Origin of the sequence: Paraburkholderia sp. Ac-20347 (assembly GCF_017104805.1) — a bacterium.
GTDB lineage: Bacteria > Pseudomonadota > Gammaproteobacteria > Burkholderiales > Burkholderiaceae > Paraburkholderia > Paraburkholderia tropica.
Genome location: NZ_JAAGPN010000202.1, coordinates 1 through 14,473 on the forward strand (window position 1 = coordinate 1; position 14,473 = coordinate 14,473).

Genomic DNA, 14,473 nt, shown 5'->3' on the forward strand with positions numbered 1-14,473 from the left:
CGTCCGCTCGCGGTGCTCGCCGCGCGCGCGGGTGGGGCAAGCGATGCAGTCGCCGGCGCGGCATCGGGCGTGCCCGCGAACGGCGCGGATGCGCTGGCGTTCGCGCCCGTGCGTTCGTCGGCGCAACTCGACGCGGCGCTCAAGTCGGCGGGCAAGCCTGCGATGCTCGACTTCTACGCGGATTGGTGCGTGAGCTGCAAGGAAATGGAGAAGTTCACGTTCAGCGACGCGCGCGTGCAGGCGCGTCTCGCGCAGCTCGGTCTCCTGCGCGCCGACGTGACGGCGAACAGTCCCGACGATCAGGCGCTGCTCAAGCGCTTCGGCCTGTTCGGGCCGCCTGGCATCATCTTCTTCGATGCTCAGGGTAACGAAGTATTGCGCGTGGTCGGCTACGAGAACGCCGATAAATTCCTCGCGCGCCTCGATCGCGTCGCGCCTGCGGCGAGTACATAAGCGCGGTCAGAGCGGTTGGAGCGACAAGACTCACCGTGTTGCGCCCATGAAAAAAGCCCCGGAAAACCGGGGCTTTTTCGTATCTGAACGCTGCGCGAGCGTCGCTTATTTCCGTCGCTTACTTCTGCGCGCGCAACAGTCGCGCGGCGTCGAGCGCGAAGTACGTCAGGATGCCGTCGGCACCCGCGCGCTTGAACGCGAGCAGCGATTCCATCATCACCTTGTCGTGATCGAGCCAGCCGTTTTGCGCGGCGGCCTTGAGCATCGCGTATTCGCCGCTCACCTGATAGACGTAGGTCGGGAAACGGAACTCGTCCTTCACGCGGCGCACGATGTCGAGGTACGGCATGCCGGGCTTGACCATCACCATGTCCGCGCCTTCCTCGATGTCGAGACGCACTTCGCGCAGCGCCTCGTCCGAGTTCGACGGGTCCATCTGGTAGGTCATCTTGTTGCTCTTGCCGAGATTCGACGCCGAACCCACCGCGTCGCGGAACGGGCCGTAGAACGCCGACGCGTACTTGGCCGAGTAGGCCATGATCTTCGTGTGGACGTGGTTCTCGCTCTCGAGCATCTCGCGGATCGCGCCGATGCGGCCGTCCATCATGTCCGAAGGCGCGACGATGTCGACGCCCGCTTCGGCCTGCGCACGCGCCTGCGCGACGAGGATCTCGATGGTCTGGTCGTTGATGACGTAGCCGTTCTCGTCGAGCACGCCGTCCTGGCCGTGGCTCGTGTACGGGTCGAGCGCGACGTCGCAGAGCACGCCCAGATCGGGGAAGCGCTTCTTGAGTTCGCGCACGGCGCGCGGAATCACGCCGTCGGGATTGGTCGCTTCGATGCCGTCGGGCGTCTTGAGCGACGGGTCGACCACGGGGAAGAGCGAAAGCACCGGAATGCCCAGCTCGACGCATTGCTCGGCCACGCCCATCAGCAGATCGATCGACACGCGCTCGACGCCGGGCATCGACGGCACGGCTTCGCGCACGTTCTCGCCCGCGATGACGAACACCGGGTAGATCAGATCGTTGGTGGTGAGGAGGTTTTCGCGCATCAGGCGGCGCGAGAAGTCGTCACGGCGCATGCGGCGCGGACGGTGATGCGGATAGAAGCTCATGTCGGCGGATATCTCGAATCGGGGCTGCAAAGCTGCGGCAATTGCGCGGGTCGCACGTTGGCAACGCGTTGATCAAGCGTCTGCAATTGCTTGAAATGGAACCACGCCCTGGGCGCAGGAAACTTTTCAGGACAATGGTATATCATACCGATCGAGCGAGGCGCCTTGCGCCAGACTCCCCGCTTCTCCTCCCTGAGCGGGTGCCTGTCGTTTTTCGATAAGGCTGTTTAGCCCGCCGGCAATTACGGCGGGTTTTTTTATGCGCAGCCAGAATCGTGCATTGCGCATATTTTCGACGTCGCGCATGACGATGCGGGCAGCTCTTATGTGGGCCGCCGCACGTTGGCACGAAGAAAGTTCGGGAAGGGGCCGCCGGATGGCGGCGGCGCGCCCCGCGGCGTTGATGCGCGGGGCCTGCGCCGGAAAGTCGAAGTTACCGATACGCGCTTATGCGCCGGCTTTGGGGGCGGTTTCGTCGGCGTCGGCCGCGTTGTCCGGGGGCACGATCCAGCTTTCGATGACGGCATGCGCCTCATCGAGCCCCACGCGCTTGAGCGCCGAAAAGAGCTGCGCGCTCAGCTTGCCCTGATAGCCCTGTTGCCGGTATTCGTCGAACGCCTTGTTCGTCGAACGCAGCGCCAGCACGCTTTCCTGACGCGTCAATTTGTCGCATTTCGTCAGGAGTGCGTGAATCGGCTTACCGGTGGGCGCGAACCACTCGATCATGCGGCGGTCCAGTTCGGTCAGCGGACGGCGCGCATCCATCATCAGCACGAGGCCGCTCAGCTGCGCGCGCGTCTGCAGATAGACCGACAGCAGATGCTGCCAGTGCTGCTTCGCCGCTTCCGGCACTTCCGCATAGCCGTAGCCGGGCAGGTCGACCAGATAGCCGGACGGTTCGTCGGCCGGACCCACCGAGAAGTAGTTGATGTGCTGCGTGCGGCCAGGCGTCTTCGACGCGAAGGCGAGGCGCTTCTGGTTGCACAGCAGATTGATCGCGGTCGATTTGCCCGCATTCGAACGGCCGGCGAACGCCACTTCCGGCCGCGCCGTGGCGGGCAGGTCGCGCAGGTGATTCACCGTCGTGAAGAAACGGGCTTGATGCAGCAGGAAGGCCATCTGTAGGACCACATTATGAAATAACGAGGCGGCTGGCCTGCCTCGCCCGGAGACGCCCGGGAACGATATGGAGATATCGGGGAGAGGCCCGATTGGCGCGGTTGCGCCTTGCGCGCTATTGTACAATGCGACGGTTTACTGAATACCCGTGAGGCCGGCGCGGGCCTTTCGAGCGAGATCGGTCGCTGTCGTACATTGCAGAACCTGATTCCCACAAGACGAAACAAGGTGCGCGAATGAATCGACTGTGCAAGTCCCTGAAAGTACTCAATTTTGCGATTGTTACGATAACGGCAGGTCTTGCAGCAGGGGTGTCGATGATAGCGATGGCGGCGGACCCGGCAACCCCGGCGAAACCGGACCTCGCGCGGGGGCAGGCGATCGCGGCGCAGGTGTGCGCGGCCTGTCACGCGGCCGATGGCAACAGTGCGGGCGGCGCCTATCCGAAGCTCGCCGGCCAGCACGCCGACTACCTCGTCAAGCAGCTCAAGGATTTCAAGCCGCAACCCGGCGGCAAGCCCCCTGCGCGAAATAATGCGATTATGGCGGGCTTCGCATCGGCGCTGTCCGATCAGGATATGATCAACGTCGCCGCCTGGTTCGCGTCGCAGACGCCCAAGCCCGGCTTCGCCCACGACGCGAAGACCGTGCCGCTTGGCCAGAAGATCTGGCGTGGCGGTATCGCCGATAAAGGCGTGCCTGCCTGCGCTGCCTGCCACGGTCCGACCGGGCAGGGCATTCCGATCCAGTATCCGCGACTGTCGGGCCAGTGGTCGGAGTATCTCGTTACGCAGCTCACCGCTTTCCAGCAGGGCACGCGCAACAACAACGAGCCGATGCACACGATTTCGCACCGTCTGTCCGACGACGAGATCAAGGCGGTGGCGGATTACGCGGCCGGTCTGCATTGACCGTTTCGCCGGAGTCGAAGAACAAGAAAAGGGTGTGGGCGCCGCGCGCATGCGGCGGTCCTGCACCCTTTTTTGCTGTAAGCGCGCACGTCGTGCGCACTCGAAGCGGAGTTTGAATGAGCGTCACCACGCAGGGTCTGCAGTTGAATGTCCGCCAGAAGGCGGTGAGAAGCGCCATCGAGCTGCTCAGTTCGATGCGTTTTGCCATTGCGCTGCTGGTCGTGCTGGCCATCGCGAGCATCATCGGCACGGTGCTCACGCAGGACGACCCCTATCCCAACTATGTCAATCAGTTCGGTCCGTTCTGGGCCGACATCTTCCGCTCGCTGAGCCTCTACACGGTCTACAGCGCGTGGTGGTTCATGACGATCCTCGGCTTTCTCGTCGTGTCGATCTCGCTGTGCGTGATCCGCAACGGCCCGAAGATGATCGCCGACATGAAGAGCTGGAAGGACAAGGTGCGCGAAGGCAGCCTGCGCGCCTTCCACCACAAGGGCGAGTTCGCGCTCGAAGGCGCGACGCGCGAGCAGACCGCCGCCACGCTCAGCAAGCTGGCGGGCCGCCTCGGCTACCGCTTCGTCACGCGCGAGACCGACGGCGCCACGCTGATCGCGGCCAAGCGCGGCGCGCTCACGAAGATCGGCTATATCTTCGCTCACCTTGCGATCGTGGTGATCTGCATCGGCGGCCTGCTCGACAGCAACCTGCCGATCAAATTCCAGATGTGGCTGTTCGACAAGTCGCCGATCCGCAGCAACGCGGTCATCAACGACATCTCGCCCGAACACCGCCTCTCGGCCTCGAATCCCACCTTCCGCGGCTACGCGTGGGTGCCCGAAGGCCAGTTCGTTTCCACGGCCATCCTGAACCAGCCCGACGGCTCGCTGATTCAGGACCTGCCGTTCTCGATCCAGCTCAACAAGTTCATCGTCGATTACTACTCGACCGGCATGCCCAAGCTGTTCGCGAGCGACATCGTCGTGATCGATCATCAGACCGGCAAGCGCATTCCGGCGCGCATCGAGGTGAACGAGCCGTTCACGTACGACGGCGTGTCGATCTACCAGTCGAGCTTCCAGGACGGCGGCTCGCAGATGCAGATGACCGCCTGGCCGATGAACGGCGCGAGCGCGAAGAGCTTCCCGTTCGGCGGCACGATCGGCAACTCGGCGCCGCTCAAGCTGCCCGCGGGCCAGAGCGTGCCGGGCGTGGACGGCCAGACCATCGAGTTCGCCGATTTCCGCGCCATCAACGTCGAGAACATCTCGAACGGCAGCGGTCAGACCGACGCGCGCGGCGTCGCGCACCAGACGCTCAAGGAGGCGTTCGACGAGCGTCTCGGTTCGGGCGCGAAGAGTTCGAAGCCGCTCGATCTGCATAACGTCGGGCCGTCGGTGCAATACAAGGTGCGCGACAAGGACGGCCAGGCGCGCGAGTACAACAACTACATGCTGCCCGTCGACGTGAACGGCGAGCGCATGTTCCTCGCGGGCATGCGCGAGAACCCCGACGATCCGTTCCGTTACCTGCGCATCCCGGCCGACAGCGGCGGCACCATGAAGGAATGGATGATGCTGCGCGCGGCCTACGAGGACCCGGCGCTGCGCGCCCAGGCGGCGCACCGCTTCGCCGTGCGTTCGGTCCCCGAAGCGAATCGCGAGCTTCAGCAGCATCTCGAAGACAGCGCGCTGCGCGTGCTGACCCTGTTCGCGGGCGCCGACGATTCGACCCAGGGCGCGCCGAAAGCGCAGCAGGGCGGCTTCCAGGCGGTCGCGGCGTTCATCGACAAGTCGGTGCCGAAAGACCAGCAGGAGAAGGCCGCGGGCCTCTTGCTGCGCATGCTCGAAGGCGCGTCGTGGGATCTCTGGCAGCTCGCGCGCGAGCAGGCCGGCGAGCCCGATCTGAAGCCGGACGCCGACTCGGCGCGCTTCGTTCAGGACGCGATCAACGCGGTATCCGACAGCTTTCTGTATGGATCGCCCGTCTATCTACAGCTCGATTCATTCAAGCAGGTGCAAGCTTCGGTATTTCAGTTGACGCGCGCACCGGGCAAAAAAGTCGTGTATCTTGGCAGCCTGTTGCTCGTGCTCGGCATCTTCTCGATGTTCTACGTGCGCGAGCGGCGTCTGTGGTTCTGGCTGAAGGACCGGAATGGCGAAGCAGGCGGCGGCGTGAACGTCATCATGGCGATGTCAACCGCGCGCCGTACACTCGACTTCGAGAAGGAATTTGCCCGTACCCGCGAAGCTGTCGCGCGCGCGCTCGGCGCGAAAGCGCAGGCCGCCGAAGACGATGCCGACGCCGAAGCTCACGCTCAGGCGGACCGCAACGCAAACGAAGGCGGGACGGACCGTGCACCTTGATCCTCGCGATCCTTGCGCGCTTTCCACGTTTTGCGCGCGCTTCACGGACATTCACGATCAACACCGGTAAGCCCATGGACTTGACTCAGGTTTCCTCATCCGCAAAGGCCCGCCGCGCAGACCGCGCCGCGGTGCAGACGGCGGCGCACGATTTGCCCGCCGACGACTTCTTCGACGAACGCCCCTTCCTGCGCCGCCTGACGCTGGTCGACTGGCTGTTCGCCCTGGCGCTGGTCGCGGGCGCGGGCTTCGCGCTGTCGCGCTACCACGCGCACATGAACTACTACGACAAGCTCGTGATGTGCGGCACGGTGCCGGCGCTCGTCGTGCTCGGCTGGCGCTGGAAACCGGCGCGCCTGCTGATGGCGGGCATCGCCGTGATGTCGATCGGCGCGATCCAGATCTATCAGGGCGACCTCGCGCGCGCCGACCAGGCGTTCTTCCTCAAGTACTTCCTCTCGAGCCAGTCGGCCATTCTGTGGATGAGCGCGCTGTTCGTGCTCGCCACGCTGTTCTACTGGATCGGTCTGCTCTCGCGCTCGCCCTCGGGCGGCTCGATCGGCTCGAAGCTGACCTGGGCGGCCGTGTTGATGGGCTTCACGGGCCTGATGGTGCGCTGGTACGAGTCCTACCTGATCGGCGCGGACGTCGGCCATATTCCCATCTCGAACCTCTACGAAGTGTTCGTGCTGTTCAGCCTGATCACGGCGCTGTTCTACCTGTATTACGAAAAGCACTACAACACGCGCGCGCTCGGCGCCTTCGTGCTGCTCGTGATCAGCGCGGCCGTGGGCTTCCTGATGTGGTACTCGATCTCGCGCGACGCGCAGCAGATCCAGCCGCTCGTGCCCGCGCTGCAAAGCTGGTGGATGAAGATCCACGTGCCGGCGAACTTCATCGGCTACGGCAGCTTCGCGCTCTCGGCGATGGTCGGCGTGGCCTACATCATGAAGGAGCGCGGCATGCTGGCGGACCGCCTGCCCGCGCTGGAGGTGCTCGACGACGTCATGTACAAGTCGATCGCCGTCGGCTTCGCGTTCTTCACCATCGCCACGATTCTCGGCGCGCTGTGGGCCGCGCAGGCCTGGGGCGGCTACTGGAGCTGGGACCCGAAGGAAACCTGGGCGCTGATCGTCTGGCTGAACTACGCCGCCTGGCTGCACATGCGCCTCATGAAGGGCCTGCGCGGCGGCGTGGCCGCCTGGTGGGCGCTCACGGGCCTGCTGGTCACGACCTTCGCGTTCCTCGGCGTGAACATGTTCCTCTCGGGGCTGCATAGTTACGGCAAGCTGTAACCGGTCTTCGCCGCACAACGAACTAACCGCCGGACGCCACGCGCTCCGGCGGTTTTTTTTCGTCGGACGGGAAGGATTGTGCGGCGTGTGCGTTTGCCCGGATGCAGGGCAACGCACCGCGCACGGGCGGGGCGAGCCGACACTCAGGCAGGGCCGCAGACGAGGGCAACATCATGTGGACGAAGCACAGCAGCAGGATCATCCTCACCGGCGACGACATCGCCGCAAGCGAGATCACGCCGCAAAAAGTGTTCGAACAGCGCCGGAAAGTGATGAAGGCGGCCGGCGCGCTGGCGCTCGGCGGCATGACGGGCGGCATCGGCGCGTTCGGCTTGCTGGGCGGCGCGCGCGAGGCGTTCGCCGAATACGCGCCGGGCGACCCGAAAGCGATCAAGCTGGCCGCGAAGACCAACCCGAAGTTCGTCGCGCCCGACAAGGCCACGCCGTACAAGGACGTGACGACCTATAACAACTTCTACGAGTTCGGCACCGACAAGGGCGATCCGGCCCAGAACGCCGGCACGCTGCGTCCGCGCCCGTGGAAGGTGAGCGTGGAAGGCGAGGTGAAGAACGCGAAGGTCTGGGACATCGACGACATCCTCAAGATCGCGCCGCTCGAGGAGCGCGTGTACCGCCACCGCTGCGTGGAAGGCTGGTCGATGGTGATTCCGTGGATCGGCATTTCGCTGTCCGAGCTGGTCAAGCGCGCGCAGCCGACTGGCAACGCGAAATACGTGCAGTTCATCACGCTCGCCGACCGCTCGCAGATGCCGGGCCTCGCCGAGCCGATTCTCGACTGGCCGTATTCCGAAGGCCTGCGCATGGACGAAGCGATGAATCCGCTCACGCTGCTCACCGTCGGGCTCTACGGGCAGGTGCTGCCGAACCAGAACGGCGCGCCGGTGCGCGTGGTGATTCCGTGGAAGTACGGCTTCAAGAGCGCGAAGTCGCTGGTGAAGATCCGCTTCGTCGAGAAGCAGCCGCCGACGAGCTGGAACACCTACGCGTCGAACGAGTACGGCTTCTTTTCGAACGTGAATCCGAACGTCGATCACCCGCGCTGGAGCCAGGCGACCGAGCGGCGGATCGGCGAGGACGGTTTTTTCACGCCCAAGCGCAAGACGCTCATGTACAACGGCTACGGCGATCTGGTCGCGTCGATGTATCAGGGCATGGATCTGCGCAAGAACTTTTGAGCACGCGATGGAGCACAACGTGAATTCGACCAGCGAGGCCAACGAAGCGAAGGACGCGACCGAAGCCGCCGGGCGACGCGTCGGCGGCGCGCCGTCCGCGCAGGCGAAAGCCCGCGCCGCGAGCGGTCCGCGCTGGCTGCCGTGGCTGCCGTGGATGAAGGGCGCGGTGTTCGTCGCTTCGCTGTATCCGCTCGCGCGTATCGTGCTGTTCGGCTTTACCGACCGGCTGGGCGCGAATCCGATCGAATTCATCACGCGCTCGACGGGCCTCTGGACGCTCGTGTTCCTCTGCATCACGCTGGCCGTCACGCCGCTGCGCCGTCTCACGGGCTGGACCGCGCTCGTGCGCTTGCGGCGCATGCTCGGCCTCTACGCGTTCTTCTACGCCGCGCTGCACTTCACGACCTACATCTGGTTCGACAAATGGTTCGACGTGGCCGCGATGCTCAAGGACGTCGGCAAGCGGCCCTTCATCACGGTGGGTTTCGCGGCCTTCGTGCTGCTGATTCCGCTCGCCGTCACCTCGACGCGCGCGATGGCGCGCAAGCTCGGCCGCCGCTGGCAGACGCTGCACCGGCTGATCTACGCGATCGGCGTGCTCGCGATCCTGCATTTCTGGTGGATGAAGGCGGGCAAGCACGATCTCGCGCTGCCGAAGCTCTACGGCGCGATCATGCTCGCGCTGCTGGGCTGGCGGATCGGCGCGTGGCTCGTCGCGCGCTTCAAGGCGGGCGGGCCGACGCGCGCGGCTTGAGCGCCGCGGGTTCGACGCCCGCGCAATAAAAAAGCGACGCACGCGGCGTCGCTTTTTTCGTTTCATGCCGTCGGAAACACAGCCCGACGATCAGGTCAGTGCAATCAATCCGGCAGCAGATGCTCGCCCGCGAACAGTTGCGGCACCGTTTCGCGCTCGCGCGCGACGTGCGTGCGAGCACCGTCGACCATGATCTCGGCGGCGCGCGGACGCGTGTTGTAGTTCGAGCTCATCGCGAAGCCGTACGCGCCCGCCGAGCGGATCGCCAGCACGTCGCCCGGTTCGATCGCGAGCGTGCGCTCGCGGCCCAGCCAGTCGCCGCTCTCGCACACCGGACCGACGATGTCCCACGTTTTGGCTTCGCCCGCCGGCGTCGCGACCGTCTCGATCGCGTGATACGCCTCGTACATCGCGGGGCGCGCCAGATCGTTCATGGCCGCGTCGACGATCGCGAAGTTCTTCTCCGCGCCCGGCTTGAGGAATTCGACGGTCGTCAGCAGGATGCCCGCGTTGCCGACCAGTGAGCGGCCCGGCTCGAACCAGACTTCGCGCGACTTGCCGGTCTTCGCGCCATGCGCTTCGATGCGGTCGAGCACGGTGCGCACGAACGCGCCGATATCCGGCGGCGTTTCGTCGTCGTAGCGGATGCCGAGACCGCCGCCCACGTCGACGTGATGAATCGCGATGCCGTCCGACTCGATCTGGTCGACGAGTTCGAGCACCTTGTCGATGGCGTCGAGATACGGCGCGACTTCGGTGATCTGCGAGCCGATATGGCAGTCGATGCCCACGACCTGCAGATTCGGCATGGCCGCGGCCGCGCGATAGGTGGCGCGCGCGTCTTCGAAGGCGATGCCGAACTTGTTCGACTTCAGGCCCGTGGAAATGTACGGATGCGTTTTTGCGTCGACGTCCGGGTTCACGCGCAGCGAAACCGGCGCCTTCTTGCCCAGTTCGCCCGCGACGGCGTTCAGGCGGTCGAGTTCGGGAATCGATTCGACGTTGAAGCACTTCACGCCCGCTTCGAGCGCCACGCGCATTTCGTCGGCATGCTTGCCCACGCCCGAGAACACCGTGTTCTGCGCCTTGCCGCCGGCGGCCAGCACGCGCGCCAGTTCGCCGCCCGACACGATGTCGAAGCCCGCGCCTTCGCGCGCGAACACGTTCAGCACGGCGAGATTGCTGTTGGCTTTCACGGCGACGTGCACGCTCGCGCGGCGGCTCGCGCAGGCGTCGGCGTAGGCGTGCCATGCGCTGCTGAGCGCGGCGCGCGAGTAGACGTAGAGCGGAGTGCCGTACTGCGCGGCGAGGTCGGCGGCGGACACGCCTTCGACGAAAAGCGTGCCGTCGACACGATGAAAAGCGGGCTGGGTCATGCGAGCGTCTGGTTGAGTCGGTGCTATTGAGCGGGCGCGGCGGCCGAGGCCGCTTGCGCGCCGCTGGCGGCCGCGGGCGCGGAATTCAGTTCAGGGTCGGTCGACAGCGACAGCGGCGTGCCGGAGGTATCGGGCACCGAACCGGCCTGCGCGCCCGAGGCCGCGTTCGGCAGGGCTTGCGCGTTGTCGTCGGGCTGCGTTTCGAAATTCGGTTTCTGCGGGAGCGGCGGCACCGTGGGCATGTAGAGCGGCCCTTTCTGGCCGCAACCCGCGAGCGACGCGGCGCCGATCGCGAAAGCCGTTAGAATCGCGCCGGACGCCGAGATGCGGGATGCCAGTGCGCGCATCCTGGAATTGACACGCATAATTGTCCCTGAATGATTAACCGGTGGAGTTTAGCATGGCAGATAGTGACTACCTGAGCCGCGCGGAGGCCGTGCTGGCGGCCGTCGAGCGCGGCGTCGACGCGAGCGGAGCCGATATCGAGCTCGAGCGTAGCGGCAACGTTCTGACACTCGAATTCGAGAACCGCTCGAAGATCATCGTGAATCTGCAGCCGCCGATGAAGGAGATCTGGATCGCCGCGAAAGCGGGCGGTTTCCATTACCGCTTCATCGACGAGCAGTGGCTCGACACGCGCACGGGCACCGAGTTCTTCTCGGCGCTCACCGCGTACGCGACGGAGCAGGCGGGCGAGACGGTGACGTTCACGCCGTGAAGTCGCGCTAGCGCGGCCGCACCATGAAAAAACGGGCACCCTCGGGTGCCCGTTTTGCGTTTGCAGCAGCGGCATGAATCAGTGCTTGCGGAACAGATTCATGATGTCTTCCTTCTCCTGCGCGTTGACCTCGGCAGGCGCGGCCTCGGCGGAACCCGCCGACGCGCCGCTGGCCGCCGCGTCGAGCGCCGCCTGGCTGATGCCCACCGTGGAAACGAAACCGTGGCCCGGCGTGGCGTCGGCGTAATACAGCTCGTCGCCGAGCGTGACGATGCCGTCGGGCATCGGCATCTTGTACTCGGGCACGCCGTTGAGCGCCTTCTGCATGTAGTCGATCCACACGGGCAGCGAGAGGCCGCCGCCGGTTTCGCGGTCGCCGAGGCTGCGCGGATTGTCGTAGCCGATCCACGCGATGGCCGCGAGCGTGTGCTGATAGCCCGCGAACCAGGCGTCGCGCGAATCGTTGGTCGTGCCGGTCTTGCCGCCCAGGTCGGTGCGCTTGAGGACGTTCGACTTCGCGCCCGTGCCGCGCTGCGCCACGCTCTGCAGCAGGCTGTTCATGATGTACGCGTTGCGCGGATCGATCGCGCGCGGCGCGTTCTGCTCCGCGACGAGCGGCTGCGCCTGCGCGACCACCATGCCGCGCTGATCGGTGACTTCGGCGATCAGATACGGATTCACGCGATAGCCGCCGTTCGCGAACACGGCGTAACCGCCCGCCATCTGCAGCGGCGTGACGAGGCCCGCGCCCAGCGCCATCGGCAGATAGGCCGGATGACGCTCGGCGTCGAAGCCGAAGTGCGTGATGTACTGCTGCGCGTACTTCGTGCCGATGTGGTTGAGGATGCGGATCGACACGAGGTTCTTCGACTTCATGAGCGCCGTGCGCATGGTCATGGGACCGTCGAAGCCGCCGCCGTAGTTCTTCGGCTCCCACGCCTGGCCGCCGGTTTCCGCCGCGCTGAAGAAGAGCGGCGCGTCGTTGATGATCGTGGCCGGCCCGAGCCCCTTGTCGAGCGACGCCGAATAGATGAACGGCTTGAAGCTCGAACCCGGCTGGCGCCACGCCTGCGTGACGTGGTTGAACTTGTTCTTGTTGAAGTCGAAGCCGCCCACCAGCGCGCGGATCGCGCCGTCCTGCGGCACCACCGAGACGAACGCGCCTTCGATCTGCGGCAACTGCGTGATCGACCATTCGCCCGCGTTGTTGCGCGCCACGCGGATGATCGCGCCCGGGCGGATCTTCTGGCTCGGCTGCGCGCGCGCGGAGAGGTTGTACTGCGCGAAGCGCAGGCCGTCGCCGGTGATGCTGGCCGTGTTGCCGTCCATGAAGGTGGCCTGGACTTCCTTCGGGCTCGCCGAGGTGACCACGGCCGCCACGAGTTCGCCGTTGTCGGGATGCTCGATCAGGGCGTCGTCGATGGCCTGTTCGCGGTCGTCGGCGTCGGCGGGCAGGTCGATGAAGGCTTCCGGACCGCGATAGCCGTGACGCCGCTCGTAATCCATCAGCCCCTTGCGCAGCGCGCGGTAAGCCACGTCCTGGTCGGCGGAATCGATGGTCGTGACCACGTTCAGACCACGCGTGTAGGCCTCTTCGTGGTACTGCGCGTACATCATCTGACGCACCATTTCCGCCACGTACTCCGCGTGCACGCTGAATTCCTTGCCCTGGCCCTTCACGACGAGCGGTTGCGCCGCGGCGTCGTCGTACTGCTGCTGCGTGATGTAGTGCAGCTCCAGCATGCGTTCGAGGATGTATTCCTGACGCACCTTCGCGCGCTTCGGATTGACGACCGGGTTATACGCCGACGGCGCCTTCGGCAGCCCGGCGAGCATCGCGCATTCGGCGAGCGTGAGGTCCTTCAGATCCTTGCCGAAGTACACGCGCGCGGCGCTCGCGAAGCCGTAGGCGCGCTGCCCCAGATAGATCTGGTTCATGTAGACCTCGAGGATCTGGTCCTTCGAGAGCTTCGACTCGATCTTGTAGGCGAGCAGCATCTCGTAGATCTTGCGCGTGTAGGTCTTTTCGCTCGACAGGAAGAAGTTGCGCGCCACCTGCATGGTGATCGTGCTCGCGCCCTGCGACGCATGGCCGTTCGTCAGGGCGACGATACCCGCGCGCGCGATGCCGGTCAGGTCGACGCCGCCGTGCTCGTAGAAGCGTGCGTCCTCGATGGCGAGGATGGCTTTCTTCAGATTGTCCGGCACGTCCTGGAAATGGACGATGTCGCGCCGCTCCTCGCCGAATTCGCCGATCAGCACGTGGTCGCGCGTGTAGATGCGCAGCGGCACCTTGGGCCGGTAGTCGGTGAGCGCGTCGAGCGACGGCAGATTCGGCGTGGCGACGATCAGCGCGTAGCCGAGCACGAGCGCGACGCACGCGGCGCCGCCCGCGATCAGCACGACGAAACCGATCAGCAGCTTGACCCACCAGGGCCGCTTGCGCCGGGTCGGGGCGGGCGGCTCCGGCGGGGTGGACGGAGCGGACGAGGGAGGCTGGACGTCTTGCATACGGTTACCGGAAAAACAGTCCCGCGATTATAGCCGCCCGCCTCGCGTGCTTTCGGAAAGCTTACGCACGGCTTGAGGCGGGTCGTGCAGCGTCGCGGCCGGTGAACGGCGCAGGTGCAGGGCGGACGCTAGCGGGACAGATGGCTCACGACAGATTGCTCACTCTAGCCGCGTCTCATGGCGCGGAGAAGCATCCCGGTCGGATTCGCTGCGAGATTGGCCATCTGGCCGAGTGTTCGCGCGAGCGGACGCTTCGCACAATCCCAGCAACGCGCCACGAACGGTTCGCGGCGCAAAGCACACGGGAGAAATGCGATGAGCCTGCTCAATCCGCTGTTGTTGAATGCTCGCCGTCATGCCGCTGGCGTGGACGTGAGCGCGCGCGGCATCACGCTGGTCGTGCTCAGCGAGCCGCTGTTCGGCGGCGGTCCGCTGCGCATCGAGTGGCTGGCGCGTGCGCCGCTGGGGCGCGAGGTGCTGTCGGGCGCGGAGATCGCCGACCGTGCAGGGCTGGCGGCGGCGCTGCGCGAGCGGTTCGGCGCGCTGCGTCGTGCATGCGTCCAGGCCGGACTGCGCTGTGCGTTCGAGCGGACGTCGGGGGCGCGTCTGCTGGCGACGGTTCCGCTCGCGCGACTCGTGCCGTCGTCCGGGTCGACGGCG

At 65.5% G+C, this 14,473-nt stretch carries 12 protein-coding genes and 1 pseudogene; 8 read left to right on the forward strand and 5 right to left on the reverse strand.

The features are described from left to right. Nucleotides 1-453, forward strand: a 453-nt coding sequence (locus G3N97_RS28290) for a thioredoxin fold domain-containing protein (RefSeq protein WP_205996295.1), incomplete at its 5' end; no start/stop codon positions are given. Between the two features lie 118 nt (nucleotides 454-571). On the opposite strand, the gene hemB is transcribed toward G3N97_RS28290, so the two are convergent. Both hemB and yihA read right to left on the reverse strand, forming a co-directional pair. Then, nucleotides 572-1,570 (reverse strand): porphobilinogen synthase, encoded by a 999-nt coding sequence (gene hemB, locus G3N97_RS28295; protein ID WP_065062772.1) that lies wholly within the window; start codon nucleotides 1,568-1,570, stop codon nucleotides 572-574. A gap of 447 nt (nucleotides 1,571-2,017) precedes the next feature. Continuing rightward, a complete protein-coding gene (gene yihA, locus G3N97_RS28300) occupies nucleotides 2,018-2,689 on the reverse strand; it encodes a ribosome biogenesis GTP-binding protein YihA/YsxC (protein ID WP_205996296.1) in 672 nt (223 codons plus the stop codon). Between the two features lie 236 nt (nucleotides 2,690-2,925). On the opposite strand from yihA, the gene G3N97_RS28305 reads away from it, so the two are divergent. The 5 genes from G3N97_RS28305 (at nucleotide 2,926) to msrQ (ending at nucleotide 9,208) form a co-directional block, all read left to right on the forward strand. Beyond that, on the forward strand, nucleotides 2,926-3,600 hold the full coding sequence (locus tag G3N97_RS28305) for a c-type cytochrome (RefSeq protein ID WP_205996297.1): 675 nt from the start codon (nucleotides 2,926-2,928) through the stop codon (nucleotides 3,598-3,600). Between the two features lie 116 nt (nucleotides 3,601-3,716). Further along, a complete protein-coding gene (locus G3N97_RS28310) occupies nucleotides 3,717-5,963 on the forward strand; it encodes a cytochrome c biogenesis protein ResB (protein ID WP_205996298.1) in 2,247 nt (748 codons plus the stop codon). 74 nt (nucleotides 5,964-6,037) lie between these two features. Continuing rightward, nucleotides 6,038-7,258, forward strand: coding sequence for a c-type cytochrome biogenesis protein CcsB (ccsB, locus tag G3N97_RS28315; RefSeq protein ID WP_205996299.1), 1,221 nt, complete (start codon nucleotides 6,038-6,040; stop codon nucleotides 7,256-7,258). 173 nt (nucleotides 7,259-7,431) lie between these two features. Continuing rightward, a complete protein-coding gene (gene msrP, locus G3N97_RS28320) occupies nucleotides 7,432-8,454 on the forward strand; it encodes a protein-methionine-sulfoxide reductase catalytic subunit MsrP (RefSeq protein WP_205996300.1) in 1,023 nt (340 codons plus the stop codon). 19 nt (nucleotides 8,455-8,473) lie between these two features. Then, on the forward strand, nucleotides 8,474-9,208 hold the full coding sequence (gene msrQ / locus G3N97_RS28325; protein ID WP_346778132.1) for a protein-methionine-sulfoxide reductase heme-binding subunit MsrQ: 735 nt from the start codon (nucleotides 8,474-8,476) through the stop codon (nucleotides 9,206-9,208). A 104-nt stretch (nucleotides 9,209-9,312) separates the two neighbouring features. Here the strand turns inward: msrQ and lysA are convergent, their stop codons facing one another. After that, complete coding sequence (gene lysA / locus G3N97_RS28330) at nucleotides 9,313-10,584, reverse strand: diaminopimelate decarboxylase (RefSeq protein ID WP_205996302.1); 1,272 nt, start codon at nucleotides 10,582-10,584, stop codon at nucleotides 9,313-9,315. A 23-nt stretch (nucleotides 10,585-10,607) separates the two neighbouring features. Continuing rightward, on the reverse strand, nucleotides 10,608-10,931 hold the full coding sequence (locus G3N97_RS28335; protein WP_241030877.1) for a lipoprotein: 324 nt from the start codon (nucleotides 10,929-10,931) through the stop codon (nucleotides 10,608-10,610). A gap of 53 nt (nucleotides 10,932-10,984) precedes the next feature. Between G3N97_RS28335 and cyaY the strand changes: the two genes are divergently transcribed. Beyond that, the gene (gene cyaY / locus G3N97_RS28340; RefSeq protein WP_065062754.1) at nucleotides 10,985-11,302 is read left to right on the forward strand and encodes an iron donor protein CyaY; all 318 of its coding nucleotides are present in this window, start codon (nucleotides 10,985-10,987) and stop codon (nucleotides 11,300-11,302) included. Between the two features lie 78 nt (nucleotides 11,303-11,380). Here cyaY and G3N97_RS28345 read toward each other — a convergent pair whose 3' ends face one another. Next, nucleotides 11,381-13,813: a penicillin-binding protein 1A gene (locus tag G3N97_RS28345; protein WP_205996304.1), complete on the reverse strand. Its 2,433-nt coding sequence runs from the start codon at nucleotides 13,811-13,813 to the stop codon at nucleotides 11,381-11,383. A gap of 315 nt (nucleotides 13,814-14,128) precedes the next feature. Here G3N97_RS28345 and G3N97_RS28350 point away from each other — a divergent pair. Continuing rightward, a pseudogene (locus G3N97_RS28350) lies at nucleotides 14,129-14,473 on the forward strand (pilus assembly protein PilM); the annotation flags it as partial.

Bases quoted from the DNA above. Each gene is read 5' to 3' on its own strand.
- msrP (WP_205996300.1), top strand. From the start codon at position 7,432: ATGTGGACGAAGCACAGCAGCAGGATCATCCTCACCGGCGACGACATC.
- G3N97_RS28335 (WP_241030877.1), bottom strand. From the start codon at position 10,931: ATGCGCGCACTGGCATCCCGCATCTCGGCGTCCGGCGCGATTCTAACG.
- hemB (WP_065062772.1), bottom strand. From the start codon at position 1,570: ATGAGCTTCTATCCGCATCACCGTCCGCGCCGCATGCGCCGTGACGAC.
- cyaY (WP_065062754.1), top strand. From the start codon at position 10,985: ATGGCAGATAGTGACTACCTGAGCCGCGCGGAGGCCGTGCTGGCGGCC.
- G3N97_RS28345 (WP_205996304.1), bottom strand. From the start codon at position 13,813: ATGCAAGACGTCCAGCCTCCCTCGTCCGCTCCGTCCACCCCGCCGGAG.
- lysA (WP_205996302.1), bottom strand. From the start codon at position 10,584: ATGACCCAGCCCGCTTTTCATCGTGTCGACGGCACGCTTTTCGTCGAA.
- G3N97_RS28310 (WP_205996298.1), top strand. From the start codon at position 3,717: ATGAGCGTCACCACGCAGGGTCTGCAGTTGAATGTCCGCCAGAAGGCG.
- yihA (WP_205996296.1), bottom strand. From the start codon at position 2,689: ATGGCCTTCCTGCTGCATCAAGCCCGTTTCTTCACGACGGTGAATCAC.
- G3N97_RS28305 (WP_205996297.1), top strand. From the start codon at position 2,926: ATGAATCGACTGTGCAAGTCCCTGAAAGTACTCAATTTTGCGATTGTT.
- ccsB (WP_205996299.1), top strand. From the start codon at position 6,038: ATGGACTTGACTCAGGTTTCCTCATCCGCAAAGGCCCGCCGCGCAGAC.